The organism is Methanosarcina horonobensis HB-1 = JCM 15518 (assembly GCF_000970285.1).
Lineage (GTDB): Archaea > Halobacteriota > Methanosarcinia > Methanosarcinales > Methanosarcinaceae > Methanosarcina > Methanosarcina horonobensis.
Window position 1 is genome coordinate 1331526 of record NZ_CP009516.1, and the last position, 15864, is coordinate 1347389.

Sequence of the window (15864 nt, forward strand, 5' to 3'; positions counted from 1 at the left end):
AGGTTTTAGCCGGTCATTTTTTTCTTTTGATCTTTTTATTCCGATTTTTTAATCTTTTATTTTAACTTTAAGGCGGGAAGTCCCCTTCCTCGGAGCGAAGCGACAGGTGGGGGATGAAAGCCGTCAACTTCCTCACGTTCTCTTGTTATTGATTCTGCTAACTTACTTGTATTATTAAGGCCATTATATAGTGCTGTATTGTCACCACAAGCTGAAGCGAGAACCAAGCAAGGCGGTTGGAAACAGGATATGGCAACTCCTGAAGGGATCGGGAGATAACGCCACTGAAAGGTGGAAGCTGTAAAGCATCTCAAGTATATCACGCTCATAGATTCCAATTCAAATTCCATCACCTGCGGAACGCGGGGAAGAGCCTGTATGACTTGTCGCCATTAGGCGGAGGGGTGACTCAGGAAGCTCCTCCCTCAAAACTCTGAGCTTCGCGAAGAGTTTAGGGAGGGGTAGTTCACTTCACATCACTTCTGAAAACTCAGACCGATTTCTCCCAGCCCTGTCCCATATCAACGAGAGGTCTCAGCTCAATGATCTCGAAGGTAACCGTTGCATTCATCATCTGCGCAGCCTCCTCCCCGGCCATTTTTGCGATCTGGCTTTTAATCGTATCAAGCATTTCCCCCGACGTTGCAGATTCCTTCATCTTCATATAAACCCTGATCCCTTTCCATTCCGTATCTTGTTCCATTATCAGGTATATCGCGTAAGGGTTTTCCTGAAGGTTTGAAAACGTGCGGTTCTTACCTGTTGCAACTACAACGGTCTTTTCATCGATCATATTGGGTGAGCCGAAAATAGCTGAATCTACCTTTCCATCTTTACTCGCTGTGCTGAGAACTCCAATTCTCGGTTGCTTGTTAAAGTAGTCCATCAATTTTGATGTCATGTCTAAACCTCTTCTAATAGCCTGTTTTAGCGCTCTTTCCTTTAAGAGTTGAGTTTGCGAAATTGCTTGGTCACAAAATACTGTCATGAAAAGAACTATAATTAATCTGCAGGCTGCAATAATAATCGTCTTAAGTATGCTTAAAACTTTTTACTCTGCTAATCTGTATACCATAGAGAACTTCGATAATTTATGAATGAAAATATGACCAAAATCCATGAAGAATAAGCTAAGGCATTCAATAAAAACAAATTTACGGAAAGAAGGCAGAAAGCCCAATCCCTTTAGGGTTGGGATGAATGCCGTCAACTTCCTCACAACTACCTTTGTTATTTTACCAGTAACTTATATGCGGGTAAAACGTAATATCATGCTAATGTTAAATGCCTATAAGTACAGACTAAAACCTACAAAAAAACAAGAAACGCTAATAAATAAGCACATTGGTAGCTGTAGGTTTGTCTATAATTGGGCTTTAGAACAGAAAATTAAAACTTATGGACAGACCGGAAAATGTATAAATCATATGGGCTTAGATAAGCTTCTTCCTGCTCTGAAAACTGAAAAACCTTTTCTGAAAGAAACTAATTCTCAATCTCTTCAGGGAATGACTAAACATGTAGACGCTGCCTTTGTTAGATTTTTCAGAGAGAAGAACGGCTTTCCCAGGTTCAAATCAAAGAAAAATCCGGTACAGTCTTTTCCTGTACCTCAACACTACTCTGTAGACTTTGAAAAGGGCATAGTCAAGCTTCCTAAAATCGGAGAGGTTGAAGTTATATTCCATAGAACGTTTGAAGGTACTCTGAGAACAGCAACAATTTCAAAAACATGCACTGGAAAGTACTTCATATCGATTCTTGTAGACAATGGTCAGGAACTTCCTAATAAACAAAAATATTCAGAATTAACTACTGTAGGTATAGATGTAGGTATAAAAGATTTTGCAGTACTTTCTACTGGAGAAAAAATTGAGAATCCAAAATATCTTAAAAACTCTCTTAAAAGACTTAAATGCCTTCAAAAAAGAGTAAGTAGAAAGGTTAAAGATTCAAAACGCAGAGAGAAAACGAGACAGCTACTTTCTAAAATCCATGAGAAAATAAGCAATCAGAGAAACAATTTCCAGCATCAAATCTCTTCTAAATTAATAAGCGAGAACCAAGCTATTGCACTGGAAACTCTGAATGTTAAAGGTATGGTCAAGAATCACCATTTAGCACAGTCTATAAGTGATTCTGCATGGAGTAGTTTTGTAACAAAGTTAGAGTATAAAGCTGAATGGTTTGGTAAAACTGTCCTTAGAATAGGGCAATTTGAACCATCCTCTAAACTTTGTAACGTTTGCGGATACCACAATTCAGAACTAACATTAAAGGATAGAGAATGGGTCTGCCCCATTTGTAAGACTCCGCATGATAGGGATATTAATGCTGCAATAAATATCAAAAAATTCTCTCTCCTTGACCAAAATCTCATAACCACTTGACACCTGCGGAACGCAGGGAAGAGCCTAGGGACTTGCTCTCAAAAGAGAGAGGGATGAACTAGGAAGCCACACAGCTCTAGCGTCGGGGTAGTTCACAAATATGCAAGAAAAGAATATATTTCTTTTATGTTGATTGTGGTTCCAGTTGTTAAAAGTAAATGTTACAGGAGTAAAGAATGAAAGGTATTGAATACAAAACGAGTCCTCCTACCTGGCAAGAGTATTTTCAATTGTTCACAAGCACAGGTTGGATGTCGGTTCTGAAGATCTCCGAGGACGACTTAAAGAGGGTTTTTGATAACACATGGTATTGGATAACAGCATATCAAAATGAGAATATTGTCGGTTGTGGACGTTTACTTTCGGATAGAGTTTTGTATGCATTAATTTGTGATATAATAGTAACGCCAGATCATCAAAATAAAGGGATAGGAAGCACGATCTTAAAACGACTGGTTAGTAAGTGCCAGGAGACCAATATTAAAAGGGTCTGGTTATTTGCAGCTCCCGGAAAAGCCGGATTTTACGAAAAGTATGGTTTTTCAGTTCGTCCAAACGAGGCACCGGGAATGCAACTTATAGAATTTGAATTCCAGCAATGAAATTATGTTATTTTATCATCAACTTGGAACTATCGAATCGCGGTATTTTTTGGACAAAAAGTAGCTTGCAGAACAGATAGAAATTTTTCGGGCCAGCTTTGAAGATGCGATTGAAATCTTGATCCTTCAGAAACTGGCATACCTGAATGAAGCTCAGATCTACGATGAGTTGTCCATCCCTCTATGCTCCAAATTGTTGAAGAGATCAGAGATGAGTTCAGTACCATTGTGTTCCTCAAAGCCGTCAGCGAGCACTTGATTATAGGTTAACTTGTATATTTGGAAAAGATAGTGATTGAAAAAGCGCACATGAAATTCTCTGAATAACAGGCACAAATAATGAAAGTACCTGAGAGCACTCCATGCCAAAAGAAAAATATCGGATATAAAAATTCTTGATTTTTAATAGCCACTATAACCAGAGCGGTGGCGTGATACCCGTTACTTGCAGTCGGGCGCGCCACAACGACTTTGGTTTGTTATTTTTATCTCTATGACTTTTGAAAACTCAGATCGATTTCTCCCAGCTCTGCCCCATATCAACGAGAGGTCTCAGCTCAATAATCTCGAAAGTGACAGTTGCATATATCATCTTTCCCGCTTCCTCGCCAGCCATTTTTGCGATCTGGCTCCTGATCATATCAAGCATCTCCCCCGATGTTGCAGACTCTTTCATCTTCATATAAACCCTGACCCCTTTCCAGCTCATAATATCTGCCCCCGGCTCCATTATCAGGAACATTGCATAAGGGTTTTCCTGAAGGTTTGTGAACGTGCGGTTCTTACCTGTTGCGACTACAACGGTCTTTTCATCGATCATCTGGGGTGAACCGAAAACAGCCGAATCTGCCTTTCCGTCCTTACTCGATGTGCTGAGTACACCTATTCTTGGTTGCTTGTTAAAGTAGTCCATCAATTTTGACGTCATATTAAATCCCCTATCACAAACTTATTTTCTTGCTCTTTCCCTGAAATGAATAAACAGGCCGCTTTGTTCCTAAAGTACTGCCTGGAAAAGAGCTTTATTGTGATGCAAGCTGCGATAAATATGAGTCGTGAGTATTTTTAAAACTTCGCTTGATTAGTGAGAATTCCATTCTAAATTCAGTGAGAATTTTTTATCTCAAAACACTCATTTGAGATTTCCTAATTTTCTTATAAAATAAATTGATTCGGACTAATGTTTAAAAGGTCAACAATTCTATCAAATGAGTCCAAGTTTTTATGTTGATAGAGTCTCAATCTCTTCAGGGTCTGATTTTAACCGTCTGGAGTCTTCATTCCACTATTTCCATAGATTTACCAGTAGATCGTGTATTTTTCTACAGTTCCCATATCTTTCCAGTTAGTATTTTCTTTTATAAGACCTTTGAATTTTAAAGTTCCACCTTCTTCACAGGTAGCGATTACGTCCCAGGTCTGACTGCCAGTATATATCATACCATAATCTGTAGTCTCAAAGCAATTCAGTACATAATAATCGCCTTTAAGATCAACACGTACTACACCACATCTAATTCTCTTGCCATTTGCATTCTTTTGTACCTGTTCGGCATATTCCCAACAGTCGGTAAGTTTTTCTTTATCCGTCGTATCACTGTTGATGAGAGATATTACCTCTCGTTTTGTTACATCCCTTACCCGAACAGTATTTTCATAAGATTTTTCAACGGTTTGGTTTGTATCCTGGTCTACTTTTTGATTTAAAGTTGCGTTGTTTACTGAAGCAGGTTCATTTATAACAATTTGGCATTAGTTAATACTGCTACTTTCTGGTTATGATGCCAGGCGGTGCTTCCATGCATACCATACAACCAGTGACGAAGCTACGGCTGCTGAGAGTGTCATTAGTGCTCCTCCCCAGTATGCAGACTGTATAGCTTCAATTACGCTAACGAACCACAGGACAGAAAAGGCTGCGCCCACGATTATATTTAACTGGCGATTAAGCGAATCTTTCAAGGTCAGGGAAAGGAAAGCCATTATCATTGGAACCAGCATTAAGACTGCAAAGAACAGTATCATACCAGGGCTTATTTTCTGACCTTCTGCTATTCCTGCCATTAATTGTGCTATAACACCAGGTTCCATAAGCATTATTATCTGATGAGCCAGAAAGGCAATTGATGCAAAGAGCCAGAGCACCGAAATCTTTATCCTCCAATCTTCCAAAACTTCTGCCTCCTGAGAAATATCTTAAAGCAATTTTACTGTTTACCATTCTTAAAGCCATCGCTGATGATTTCAATCTCATTTTCATCTATTCACTTATCCGTTTTTATTTATACAATCTCTACTATTATGAGTCGATTTTAAGAATAAAGATTCCAGGGATAAAAATGACAGATATTGAATACAAATCTGACCCTCTTACCTGGCAGGATTATTTTCAATTATTCTCAAGTACAGGCTGGATACTCATTTTGAAGGTTTCTGAAAGTGATTTAAAAAAGGTCTTTAGCAATATCTGGTACTGGATAACTGTCTATCAAGATCGGAATATTATCGGTGCCGGACGTCTAATTTCAGACGGATCCCTGTATGCATTGATTTGTGATATAAAACCGGATTCTATGAAAAGTACGGTTTTTCAGTTCGTCCAGAAGAGGCATCGGGAATGCAACTGGGAAAATTCGAGTACAAAAAAATGAGAGCACGGCTCTTTTCTTCGCAGGTAGATTTTTCTCTGCATAATCTTGAATGTTTTTGGATACTTTGGATGCTTTTGGACTCCTAGCGTTTTCATTAGGCAAAAAATGACTTATAGGTTTGTATGTTTAGTAGTCGTGCAGTTCTCAAAAACTCGCAGCATACTAAGTCTTCTAGTCTTGCACTAAATTTGTTAACTTAAGAAGTGAGGCGGATGAAAAATATGGCGGAACAAATTGAAATTCTCTGGGCCACTCTTGAGGATGCAATCGAAATCTTAGCTCTCCAGAAGCTGGCATACCAGAGTGAAGCTCAGATTTACAGTGATTGGACAATACCTCCTCTACTTCAGACTGCCGAAGAGATCCGAAACGAGTTCGGTACTTATACATTCCTTAAAGCCATCAGCGGGCACTCAATTGTAGGATCTGTAAGAACTCGCACGACGGAAACTACTTGTTATATAGGCAGGCTGATTGTGCACCCGAAATGGCAGAACAGAGGGATGGGTACTCGCTTGATGACGGAGGTTGAGGTTATGCATCGGGATGTGGCTCGGTTTGAACTCTTCACAGGATCGGATAGCATCAAAAACCTTCATCTCTATCACAAATTGGGATATCAGGAGTTCAGGCGAGAGCCACTGAGCAACAAAGTTGAACTTGTATATCTGGAAAAGATTACAATTGACAAGCAGGCGTAAATATTGGCCAGGAGTGAGTATTGAGAAAATTCCTACTTTGATGCTGTTTTCATCTTATATGTTAACTTAATTTTAAAAAAGATGTAGAATTCTATTCATTGCTTTCTCAATCTTATGTTCTGGTTTACTATCGCGTTTTGAGGTTATTTCAGTTGAATACCCCGCTAGCTTGCTGCGGGATGGAAAACTTCCCTGGTAACCGTTGATGATAGTCTCCTGAATCAATTCCATTTCTCAGAAATCTATGCATGAGGAAAAAGTAATAATATATTTGTTCTTTCCGTTTGTGATGTGACCCCCTTACACGAAGTTTTGGAATAGGCTCATAAAAAATTTAATGTTCTTGTGCTTAACAGCGTGCCGTTTTGAGATTGTTTCTATATGGGTATTTATCCTTTCCTTCTGCCTCCCACCACTGTTTCGGAGAATTTATGTTTATAGATAGAATCATATCTTGAAGCAGCTCTGGAATTGCAATGCTTACTAAAGATTTCATCAGGCCGTATTCCATGACTAAGGAGGTAGTTAGAGCCCCTATTCCTGAAGTGGTCTTGTTCTTCTTAACTAAATTCTTCTCAAGCCCTTCTCTAAAATTGAGGATTGCTTTTCCGTTTTCATGTACCCAAGGCTGGTAATAGCCTTTTGTGGACTCTATGTTTATTGTAAATGAATAATCTCTGTATTTTTCGGGAACGGAAATTTTTACGATACAATTCATCTGTCCTAATTTGATATATTTAGTAGTTGTAAGGACTTTTGTTCCGTTTTTTGCAGTTATCTGAGAGATATTTTTGTTTCTTTCGTTATCCAATTCGATAGTTTCACATACTTGAGTCATTTTACCCCTTCCCACTTATATTGATGGATATATGATACTATAATTAATTATATGGTTATACCAATGTATAAATATTATACTATTGGTATAATATACCTCATAGAGTTATAAAAATAGCAATAGAACAGTCTGTAAGCTTGAGGCCTCAAAGCAAAGTGATTTATTCTTTATTCTTTTGAGTATGATCCAATATTAGTTCTTAACATTTAATTAACAGTACAAATTTAATTTGGCATTTGACCTCATTTTTTTGTCAAAGATTGTTTGACAGCTTTCAATATTCGATAAAAAATACTCATTATCTAATAATGAATACTTTAACTGCCGTATACTTGACTCGAAATTGTTCCTGCACGCAAGTGGACTACTGGAAACATCTTGTTTCAAAAACTTATGCTCCAGGGTTCAGATGAAGAAGGAAAGGAAAAAAAGGAGGTAGGGGTCGGGAAAAAGGAAGGGGGAGAGGAGGAGAAAGGGTATAAGGGACGGAAGGGCTTGCGAGCTTTTTCTTGGCCGGCCTGGCATGAGAAATATCGGTTTTCCAGGCTCCATAGGGTACGTTTAAAAAAGCAATAAAAAAGGATTAAACTGATCAGCGGCTGCTAAAAAAATGAAAAAATAGTTAAGCTTAGGCGGGGACCCCCATGTAAATTATGTGAAGTTCCTCAGCGACATCCTCAGCGCTATTGTATTGCCTGTCCGAAAGCATGCCAAGTCCCCGAAGTATGTCCGGGATTGCTCCGCTCTTCCTTGCTTGCCCAATAATGTCGTTCCTGTTTACGGGATAGGCTATGTTGTTCAATATCTTCTGAATTTCCACAGGAAGTTCTCTAATAAATCTGCTTTTACTCTCGGTTTCCATGATATTCCCCCTTTACTTTTGTTCAGTCTCCTTTAGATTTCCTGGTGGCATCTGCAGCATTTGTCTACTCGTTTTCCGGAGACTACTTCTATTTCGCAGATGTCGTCCCTGGTGTTACTATCCTTCTCGCTTAACAGCATTTCCTTCTTTGCAGGAAAATCGATACCTGCTAAAGCTTTATGAAGGAAACCTAACTCTTTTGTTAGTATTAGTATCAATGGTAATCTACTATTTAAATGTTAACATGTTAATGCACTGATATATTAAATATTAAGATCTTTCTATCAATTGGTGTTAATACATAACTTCTTATTAATGATACTGCAGGATAAAATTAACACGAACAAAACTAATAGTAACTCTTTATTTTTATAGATAGACAAATAGAATAAAGCCGTTTAGTGTCTCTGATCACTAATCTATTGCGGCGGCTTCGTTAGTCTAAGATTTCAAAAACTTACATTCGGGAGCTCAGGGGAGAAGAATAGAAAAAAGGAGGTAGAAAACCACGTTCTTTCCAACCCTATGGAAGATTACCTAAATCTAAATTGAAGTTTTTTGACACCGTTTCTTAAAATTCGGCAGGCTCAACTGAGAATATTTACAGACAGTGGTAGACATTAACAGACGGACAGGTTAAGTATATCGATTCATTTTTGCACCACGTTCATTTATTATAGTACTGGTCAAATGTCTACACTCAATTCTGGAAATAACCCAAAAATGTGTTAAATAATGTTGAGCAGCCCCTCTCAGTTTTGAGTGTATTTTTACGCGAATAACTAAAATAGAGCATTAAATGTTGTTCCGGGAAAATGGTAAATATAGAATTCCATACTAATTTTGAAATTTTTAACCTCAACATTTTTTTTGCTTTGAAACAATTTTTCGCTTAAGTAATTTAATATAAGTGTGAAAAAGTATTTTATTTTATAATCAACTACAACTTCTGGAAATTATCTTAGAGTTGATGTCGGCACACAATAAATATTGATTTTGGCTGCAAGGAGAATCCCCCATGAAAGTATTGATTGTAGATGACGATCCTTCATTTTTAGAGTTATCAAAGACATTCTTAGAAGTTTTCCACGATATACCCTCCGATACTGTGGATTCTGCAAGAGAAGCTCTCAATATGTTAGAGAAAGACTCCTATGATGTGATAGTCTCGGATTATGACATGCCTGTTATGAATGGTATTACATTCCTGAAGACTATCCGTGATAAAAGAATCAACGTTCCTTTTATTCTATTTACGGGAGTCGGAGAAGAACTTATGCACCAAGCAATAAAAAATGGTGCAGATTCTTTCATTCTCAAAAATAATGACCCAAAAACCCAGTATTTAGAGTTGTCAAAGCGAATATGGAAGATTGTAAACGGCGATACAAACCTTAATCCAAATCCTAATACTGCGATTCCAGAGTACATTCACAAAACCTGACTTTTAAATTATTTATGGGATGGGCTCTGTATTGAAATTCTTTTCAAGAGGATAGTATATTCAAGCCAAAAGTTTCAAAGCAGGCATAAGTTCTATGTTTACGTTTTTGCTGGAGCACTCTGTTCTTATGTATTATTAATGAGTGTTATCAGCTTATCTCGACGTTGTTAAACCATATAGTGAATTTCGTTCCTTGATCTCTTCTAAGCTCTATACAGCCATCTACTTGTTTCACAAGAGTATCCACAAGTTGAAGCCCAAGAGAATTAGCAGTTTGGAGATCTATTTTTTCTGGAATGCCTTTTCCGTTGTCTGCTACTGTAAGTTTATACTGGAGATCTTTTCCTTGATTATATTCACTATTTGTCTTAAAATTCTCTCTGTTTACATTGGATTCTTTCGTTTTCTTCAAGCTTATACTGATTTCACCTTTTCTGCCCGAAGGGAAAGCATGTTTTAAGGAGTTTGAGACCAGTTCATTGACGATGATACCAAGAGGGATTGCAGTATCCATGCCAAGATAAGCCTCTTCAAGATTCAATTTTAAGTTGACATCTTCGTTTCTAAGATTATATGAGCTGAAAAGTTTTTTAGTGAGTGTCTGGATATATGCTGCAAAATTCAGATTATCTGTTCCTTTGCCTTTGTAAAGTTCTTGATGAATTAGAACCATTGAAACTATTCGGTTCTGGCTATCCTTGAAGGCATCTATAACTTCCGAAGCGTTACAAGTCTTAAGGTGAGAGAAGGTCTCTGCTTGAAGGTCAAGCAATGATGAAATCACTTGCAGATTGTTCTTGATTCTGTGATGAATTTCTTTTATTCGAGTCTCTTCAATTTTTGCCAGAGCTTCTTCAGCCCTTTTTCGTCCGGAATTTTCTATTATCTGCCATTTCCCTTTCTTTTTGGCTAGAGCGAACTGATGGTTGGAGACCATCTCAGCAATTTCAACTATCTTGCACATCTCAAGATAATAGGTACATAGAACTATCATACGGTATTTGCCAATGATAGTATCCAGAGCGTCTTCGTAGTATACGAAGTCCTGCCAATGTGTTTCCAGCCAAAAAGAATGTCCGCTCAATCTCAAACCATCGTAACCACATTCGAGGCTCTGATCGGTTTTCTTAACCCAGTTCTTTAAGACCTTCTCAGGATCCAAACCACCGTCTTCTACGTATCCGAGAGTGTAGGGGACAATTTCGATTTGCCCTTTATCCAGATAAATATCAAAACCAGGAACAACTCTTCTCAGGGATTCTTCTGCATCCTCTACAGTCAGCTCTTGTGGTATGACCCATATACAGAATTCATTATTTTCCAGTCCTGTTTTAAAATAAGGAACAAGTATATCTAACAGATCCTCTTTAGTCTGGTAAAACTGACAGAAGTGCGTTCCCCATGGCAGATCTCCAATAATACCAATGCCAGAATTTCTCAGTTTTTCTTCCATCCCATATGTCCCCTTCGCAACACGACTCATTCAAACTGTTTTTCCACTCAGGAAAAATCCAAATACATTTTCTCTAAAATTAAGTATGGACTATAAAATGTAGAAACTTAATAAATATCAAATTATTATTCTATCATTTAATTTCATCGACTATTTAATAATTTAATATGAAATAGCCAATCTAATTTTTACTTATTATTAGATAAGTTTATTTTTTTACAAATAAACACTTCTAAATTTAGAAGCATTTCTAAATTTTGATATAATTCATATTCGTCATCAGAAGGCGTATATTAGAAAAAAGTAAAGTTGATATAAAATTCATTAACGATTTGAGGTATTAACATTCACCATTGCGATATTTGAGAAACACGTATATTAAGCAAGAATCTATGCCTTTTTTGCTAAGGAAAGAGACCAATTTAAAAAATCAGTGCTTTTCAAGAGGGCGGAAAACTTTCAAAACTTTTTGACCCCTGCAAGCTTCGTCTTTATAGTATTATCTGAGAGCTCCCTATTCTGCAAATATTTTCTAAAGCTGATGAGATAACCTTTTATCTTCCTACATCTCATAAGATGCCTGCTTTAATCTCGGCTTCGGCTTCGGTTAGTAACTCATCAGGAGATTTATTTACCCAATCATTATAATCTTGCATACCTTGGAGATAGATTTTCTTTGTGTTATCAGACCGGTTTAACTTTAAGGCGGGAAGTCCCCTTCCTCGGAGCGAAGCGACAGTTGGGGGATGAAAGCCGTCAACTTCACTATATTAAGTTTAACAAAACCTATATATTTCTTTAAAACGCATAATGTATAGTATGTTAAAAGCCTACAAATATCGAATCTACCCTAGCAAAAAACAAAAGGAAATGATACAAGTTCATTTTGGTGCATGTAGATTTGTCTATAACTGGGCTTTAGAACAAAAGATAAAAACTTATGAACAAACTGGGAAATCAATATCGAGGTTTGATTTACAGCACATTTTAGTCCATGAAGTAAAACCTTCTAACGAATGGTTAAAAGAAGCTAATTCACAGGCTCTACTTGCCTCTTTAGTAAATGTAGAATCAGCATTTACTAAATTCTTTAGAGAGAAATCCGGATTTCCCAAGTTCAAGTCTAAGAAAAATCCGGTTCAATCATATCAAATGCCTCAACATTATGCGGTAGATTTTGAGAAGCAGATAATTAAGCTTCCTAAAATAGGTGAAGTTAAAACCATACTTCATAGAAGGTTTGAAGGCAAACTTAAAACCGCAACAATTTCAAGATCAAGTACAGGAAAATATTATATCAGTATCCTTGTAGATAACGAAAAAGATATTCCTGAAAAGCAGAACTTTTCAGAATCAACTACAATAGGTATTGATGCAGGCATCAAAGATTTTGCAGTTCTATCAAATGGAGAAAAGGTTGAAAATCCAAAATACCTTAAAAATTCTCTAAAAAGAATGAAAGCTCTCCAAAAAAGAGTATCGAGAAAAGTTAAAGGCTCTAAGAATAGGAATAAGGCTAGACAGCATCTTTCAAAAATCCATGAAACTATTAGCAATCAGAGAAATAATTTCCAGCATCAACTCTCTTTTAGACTGATTAGCGAGAACCAAGCTATTGCGCTGGAAACTCTGAATGTTAAAGGTATGGTAAAAAATCATTGTCTGGCTCAATCTATTTCAGATGCTTCGTTGAGTAGTTTTGTAACAAAATTAGAGTATAAAGCTGAATGGTTGGGAAAAACCATTTTACGAATAGGAAGATTTGAGCCATCTTCTAAATTATGCAATGTTTGTGGGCATCACAATTCCAATCTAACTCTTGATGTTAGAGAGTGGACGTGTCCTGGTTGCAAAACAAAGCATGACAGAGACGTAAATGCTGCAATCAATATCAAAAAGTTCTCTCTTCAAGATCAAAATCTTATAGTTATCTGACACCTACGGAACGCAGGGGATGAGCTTGTGGACTTGCGAACGGTAGTTCGAGGGATGAAGCAAGAAGCCACTTCCTCGCTTTCATCAGAAAGCAGGGAGGGGTAGTTCACTGTATTAAGTCACTCGATTATGAACGGATCGTTACTAAGGTCTCGGGCTCTCATGAAATTCATCAATTGATAGATATATGCCGTTAGACATAATAGACATTTCATTATAGTGAGTTCTGAAACCTTAATTTCTTCACAATACTCATTCATTATTATTTGGTTATCGTAAATTATCATTTGATTATCGGAAAGGAGGTTTACTTTTGGGAACAATAAGCGAAAAAATCTTTTCCCGGGCAGCAGGAAAAGAGGCAAAAGCTAATGATTTTGTGCTGGCAGATGTAGATTACGCAATGGCGCATGACGGCACGTCAGTACTTGCAGTAAATGCTTTTAAGGAAATGGAGATGGAAAAGGTCTGGGATCCTTCAAAGATTGTAATTCCTTTTGACCATATTGCCCCCGCAAACACCGAGACTTCAGCTATCCTGCAAAAAGAGATCAGGGAATGGGTGCAGGAGCAGGGAATACCCAACTTTTATGAGGTTGGAGAAGGGATCTGCCACCAGGTGCTTCCGGAAAACGGCTTTGCACTTCCAGGAAAGCTGGTTGTCGGGGCTGATTCGCATTCCTGCACATACGGGGCTTTCGGAGCTTTTGCAACAGGGGTTGGAGCAACCGACATGGCTGAAATCTTTGCTACGGGAAAGCTCTGGTTTAAAGTGCCCGAAAGCTTCAGGATGACGGTCGAAGGCAGCCTTGAAAAAAACGTCTATGCAAAGGACCTTACCCTTTACCTGATAGGAAAAACCGGAATTGCCGGTGCAACCTATAAAGCAGTTGAATTTTACGGACAGGCTATCAGCGAACTTTCGGTTTCTGGAAGGATGACGCTCTGCAACATGGCAATCGAGATGGGCGCAAAAACCGGAATTGTCCCTCCTGACGAAAAGACCTTTGATTTCCTGAAAAACAGAGCAGTTGCTCCTTACGAACCAGTGTATACGGATCCTGACGCAACTTATGCGGGTGAGTTCACCTATGATGCAGGAGATATCGAACCTCAGGTCGCCTGCCCGCATCAGGTGGATAACGTAAAGCCTGTAGGAGAGGTTGAAGGGACTCATGTAGACCAGGTCTTTATAGGGACATGTACAAACGGAAGGCTCGAAGACCTCGAAGTAGCAGCAGAAGTTCTTAAAGGAAAGAAGGTTGCAGTCAGAACGTTAGTGATCCCTGCATCCCGAACCACTCTCCTTGCAGCAATCGAGAATGGAACAATGGAAACCCTTCTTAAAGCCGGTGTAACTCTTACAACTCCCGGCTGCGGTCCCTGCCTTGGCGCCCATCAGGGCGTGATCGGGGAAGGCGAAGTATGTATTTCAACCGCGAATAGAAACTTCAAAGGCAGAATGGGAAAAGGCGGCTTTATTTATCTTGCATCCCCTGTAACCGCAGCAGCCTCTGCACTGACAGGCGAAATCACCGACCCGAGGACAATCTGAACCGGCAGTCTTTATGGTTTCTTTCCAAAATATCCCCAAAAGCCGATTTTGACAGTATGAAAATTCATCTTAAATCCGGCTAAAATTTATACCATGAATTCTATATTCTTTAACAGGAGGGAATAGCTATAACTGAAGAACTTAGTCACGATAACCTTTCCCATTTAATTGAGCACTGGATCGAACATAACGAAACCCATATACAGAGTTTTAAAGAATGGGCTCAGAAAGCCAAAAAAGACGGTTTTCTCGAAGCCTCCGAAGATATTCTTGAGGCTGCCAGCAAAGTTGAGGAAGCAAATAAGCTCCTTGACAAAGCAAGGGAAGGGCTTTTCCATCTCCACAGCCACAAATAACTGTAATGGCTAAATGTACATAACTTTTTCTTAATTATTTGTGTGCCGGGCCTATGCACGCCATCTTTTTCCTTTTCCTTTTATTTCTTGTTTGCCTCTTTCCTTACCTGCTTTATTTTCTCACGGTCTCACCCTGCGTGTTCTATCCGAACAAGAAGTGCCTTTACACTTTTTAAATCAGTAATCAGCTCTCCCACCTCCGGTTCTTCCAGATATTTCATAAAGCCCTGCTCTTCTTCAGAGTTCAGGTCATCACTGTTCAGAAGCTCTTCAATCAGGTCATTTCCAAAAAGATTCACTGAGGGGTTGTTTTTGTTTTCGTTTCTTCCTTTATCAGTAAGAATTGAGCTGGAATTTCCGCTGGAAACTGTGTTTTCATTCACCCTCCCCGCTGAGAAAGGATAAACATTTTTTATTTTTTCTTCCTTCTCCTGAAGAGTCTTATCTTCCCTCTGTTCTTCTGCTTTACTTTTCGAGTCTTTTTCTTCTTTTTTTTCTGTTTCACTTCTTATAGTCATTTCTTTAGAATTGTCTATTTTCTCTATCATATCTTCAGGTTTTTTATCTTCAGGTTTTTTATCTTCAGATTTTTCGATTATTCCTCTGATCACTATTTCCAGTCCCCCAACTTTTACTTCTGAAACTTCAGATTCTATCATATTCAAAGACTCATGCTTGAATTCAGGAGCTTCGGACATTTTTAAACGTACTTTTTCGGGAAGCGGTGAGGAAATTTCTTCCCGCCAGGGGAATTCTGAAATTTCTTCGGTTTTTTCGGTCTCTGATTTCCGTGCCTTCTCAATGCGAGCCTCTATCTCCTTTTTTTCTTTCAACAGCTTTCGGATTTTTTTCCTGATCTCTTCTCTGCTTTTTGTCAAGTCCTTCATGTCTTTGGTATTTATATTAGCTGTTTTCGGCTTGAATATTAAGCCCTTCAAGTCGCTTGCTTTCAGTTCTTTTAACCCCTTAACTCCCAGTTCCTTTAAACTGTTCATTCCGTTACCTCCCACAAAGTTAGATTTATTCTAGATTCAATCCTTTTTCAGAAACTTTTTTAGAGTTTTTTCTGACGTTTTT

15 protein-coding genes are annotated in these 15864 nt (G+C 38.2%); 7 read left to right on the forward strand and 8 right to left on the reverse strand.

All coding sequences use genetic code 11. The features are described 5' to 3' along the window. Nucleotides 1-490: 490 nt before the first annotated feature. Nucleotides 491-901 (reverse strand): pyridoxamine 5'-phosphate oxidase family protein, encoded by a 411-nt coding sequence (locus MSHOH_RS05890; protein WP_048138097.1) that lies wholly within the window; start codon nt 899-901, stop codon nt 491-493. Between the two features lie 376 nt (nt 902-1277). Between MSHOH_RS05890 and tnpB (MSHOH_RS05895) the strand changes: the two genes are divergently transcribed. Both tnpB (MSHOH_RS05895) and MSHOH_RS05900 read left to right on the forward strand, forming a co-directional pair. After that, a complete protein-coding gene (tnpB, locus tag MSHOH_RS05895) occupies nt 1278-2390 on the forward strand; it encodes an IS200/IS605 family element RNA-guided endonuclease TnpB (RefSeq protein WP_048143226.1) in 1113 nt (370 codons plus the stop codon). Between the two features lie 176 nt (nt 2391-2566). Beyond that, nucleotides 2567-2992, forward strand: a complete 426-nt coding sequence (locus MSHOH_RS05900) for a GNAT family N-acetyltransferase (protein ID WP_048138098.1) — start codon at nt 2567-2569, stop codon at nt 2990-2992. A 508-nt stretch (nt 2993-3500) separates the two neighbouring features. Here MSHOH_RS05900 and MSHOH_RS05905 read toward each other — a convergent pair. The 3 genes from MSHOH_RS05905 to MSHOH_RS05910 form a co-directional block, all read right to left on the reverse strand. Beyond that, the gene (locus MSHOH_RS05905; protein ID WP_048138100.1) at nt 3501-3920 is read right to left on the reverse strand and encodes a pyridoxamine 5'-phosphate oxidase family protein; all 420 of its coding nucleotides are present in this window, start codon (nt 3918-3920) and stop codon (nt 3501-3503) included. A gap of 371 nt (nt 3921-4291) precedes the next feature. Beyond that, complete coding sequence (locus MSHOH_RS23505; protein ID WP_158024062.1) at nt 4292-4432, reverse strand: hypothetical protein; 141 nt, start codon at nt 4430-4432, stop codon at nt 4292-4294. A gap of 336 nt (nt 4433-4768) precedes the next feature. Continuing rightward, complete coding sequence (locus MSHOH_RS05910; RefSeq protein ID WP_239451245.1) at nt 4769-5164, reverse strand: DUF6326 family protein; 396 nt, start codon at nt 5162-5164, stop codon at nt 4769-4771. Between the two features lie 167 nt (nt 5165-5331). On the opposite strand from MSHOH_RS05910, the gene MSHOH_RS23510 reads away from it, so the two are divergent. Together MSHOH_RS23510 and MSHOH_RS05920 are read left to right on the forward strand one after the other, a co-directional pair. Continuing rightward, complete coding sequence (locus MSHOH_RS23510) at nt 5332-5643, forward strand: hypothetical protein (RefSeq protein ID WP_158024063.1); 312 nt, start codon at nt 5332-5334, stop codon at nt 5641-5643. 221 nt (nt 5644-5864) lie between these two features. Then, nucleotides 5865-6344 carry a GNAT family N-acetyltransferase gene (locus MSHOH_RS05920; RefSeq protein ID WP_048138107.1) on the forward strand — a complete coding sequence of 160 codons (480 nt, stop codon included), beginning with the start codon at nt 5865-5867 and terminating at the stop codon, nt 6342-6344. 349 nt (nt 6345-6693) lie between these two features. On the opposite strand, the gene MSHOH_RS05925 is transcribed toward MSHOH_RS05920, so the two are convergent. Continuing rightward, the gene (locus MSHOH_RS05925) at nt 6694-7155 is read right to left on the reverse strand and encodes a hypothetical protein (RefSeq protein WP_158024064.1); all 462 of its coding nucleotides are present in this window, start codon (nt 7153-7155) and stop codon (nt 6694-6696) included. Between the two features lie 655 nt (nt 7156-7810). Then, nucleotides 7811-8044 (reverse strand): DUF2795 domain-containing protein, encoded by a 234-nt coding sequence (locus tag MSHOH_RS05935; protein WP_048138112.1) that lies wholly within the window; start codon nt 8042-8044, stop codon nt 7811-7813. A 1018-nt stretch (nt 8045-9062) separates the two neighbouring features. Between MSHOH_RS05935 and MSHOH_RS05940 the strand changes: the two genes are divergently transcribed. Next, the gene (locus tag MSHOH_RS05940) at nt 9063-9488 is read left to right on the forward strand and encodes a response regulator (RefSeq protein WP_048138113.1); all 426 of its coding nucleotides are present in this window, start codon (nt 9063-9065) and stop codon (nt 9486-9488) included. Nucleotides 9489-9636: 148 nt separating this feature from the next. Here the strand turns inward: MSHOH_RS05940 and MSHOH_RS21995 are convergent, their stop codons facing one another. Beyond that, nucleotides 9637-10941: an MEDS domain-containing protein gene (locus tag MSHOH_RS21995; RefSeq protein WP_052730738.1), complete on the reverse strand. Its 1305-nt coding sequence runs from the start codon at nt 10939-10941 to the stop codon at nt 9637-9639. A gap of 819 nt (nt 10942-11760) precedes the next feature. On the opposite strand from MSHOH_RS21995, the gene tnpB (MSHOH_RS05950) reads away from it, so the two are divergent. Next, a complete protein-coding gene (tnpB, locus tag MSHOH_RS05950; RefSeq protein ID WP_048143228.1) occupies nt 11761-12876 on the forward strand; it encodes an IS200/IS605 family element RNA-guided endonuclease TnpB in 1116 nt (371 codons plus the stop codon). Between the two features lie 322 nt (nt 12877-13198). Next, complete coding sequence (gene hacA / locus MSHOH_RS05955; protein ID WP_239451360.1) at nt 13199-14431, forward strand: homoaconitase large subunit; 1233 nt, start codon at nt 13199-13201, stop codon at nt 14429-14431. Nucleotides 14432-14915: 484 nt separating this feature from the next. Here the strand turns inward: hacA and MSHOH_RS05960 are convergent, their stop codons facing one another. Beyond that, on the reverse strand, nt 14916-15782 hold the full coding sequence (locus tag MSHOH_RS05960) for a hypothetical protein (RefSeq protein WP_048138115.1): 867 nt from the start codon (nt 15780-15782) through the stop codon (nt 14916-14918). Between the last annotated feature and the right edge of the window lie 82 nt (nt 15783-15864).

What these genes read in the sequence shown, in the direction of transcription:
- MSHOH_RS23510 (WP_158024063.1), top strand. Translation starts at nt 5,332, where the DNA reads ATGACAGATATTGAATACAAATCTGACCCTCTTACCTGGCAGGATTAT.
- MSHOH_RS05940 (WP_048138113.1), top strand. Translation starts at nt 9,063, where the DNA reads ATGAAAGTATTGATTGTAGATGACGATCCTTCATTTTTAGAGTTATCA.
- tnpB (WP_048143226.1), top strand. Translation starts at nt 1,278, where the DNA reads ATGTTAAATGCCTATAAGTACAGACTAAAACCTACAAAAAAACAAGAA.
- tnpB (WP_048143228.1), top strand. Translation starts at nt 11,761, where the DNA reads ATGTTAAAAGCCTACAAATATCGAATCTACCCTAGCAAAAAACAAAAG.
- MSHOH_RS05920 (WP_048138107.1), top strand. Translation starts at nt 5,865, where the DNA reads ATGGCGGAACAAATTGAAATTCTCTGGGCCACTCTTGAGGATGCAATC.
- MSHOH_RS21995 (WP_052730738.1), bottom strand. Translation starts at nt 10,941, where the DNA reads ATGGAAGAAAAACTGAGAAATTCTGGCATTGGTATTATTGGAGATCTG.
- MSHOH_RS05900 (WP_048138098.1), top strand. Translation starts at nt 2,567, where the DNA reads ATGAAAGGTATTGAATACAAAACGAGTCCTCCTACCTGGCAAGAGTAT.
- MSHOH_RS05905 (WP_048138100.1), bottom strand. Translation starts at nt 3,920, where the DNA reads ATGACGTCAAAATTGATGGACTACTTTAACAAGCAACCAAGAATAGGT.
- MSHOH_RS05935 (WP_048138112.1), bottom strand. Translation starts at nt 8,044, where the DNA reads ATGGAAACCGAGAGTAAAAGCAGATTTATTAGAGAACTTCCTGTGGAA.
- MSHOH_RS23505 (WP_158024062.1), bottom strand. Translation starts at nt 4,432, where the DNA reads ATGATATATACTGGCAGTCAGACCTGGGACGTAATCGCTACCTGTGAA.
- MSHOH_RS05960 (WP_048138115.1), bottom strand. Translation starts at nt 15,782, where the DNA reads ATGAACAGTTTAAAGGAACTGGGAGTTAAGGGGTTAAAAGAACTGAAA.
- MSHOH_RS05890 (WP_048138097.1), bottom strand. Translation starts at nt 901, where the DNA reads ATGACATCAAAATTGATGGACTACTTTAACAAGCAACCGAGAATTGGA.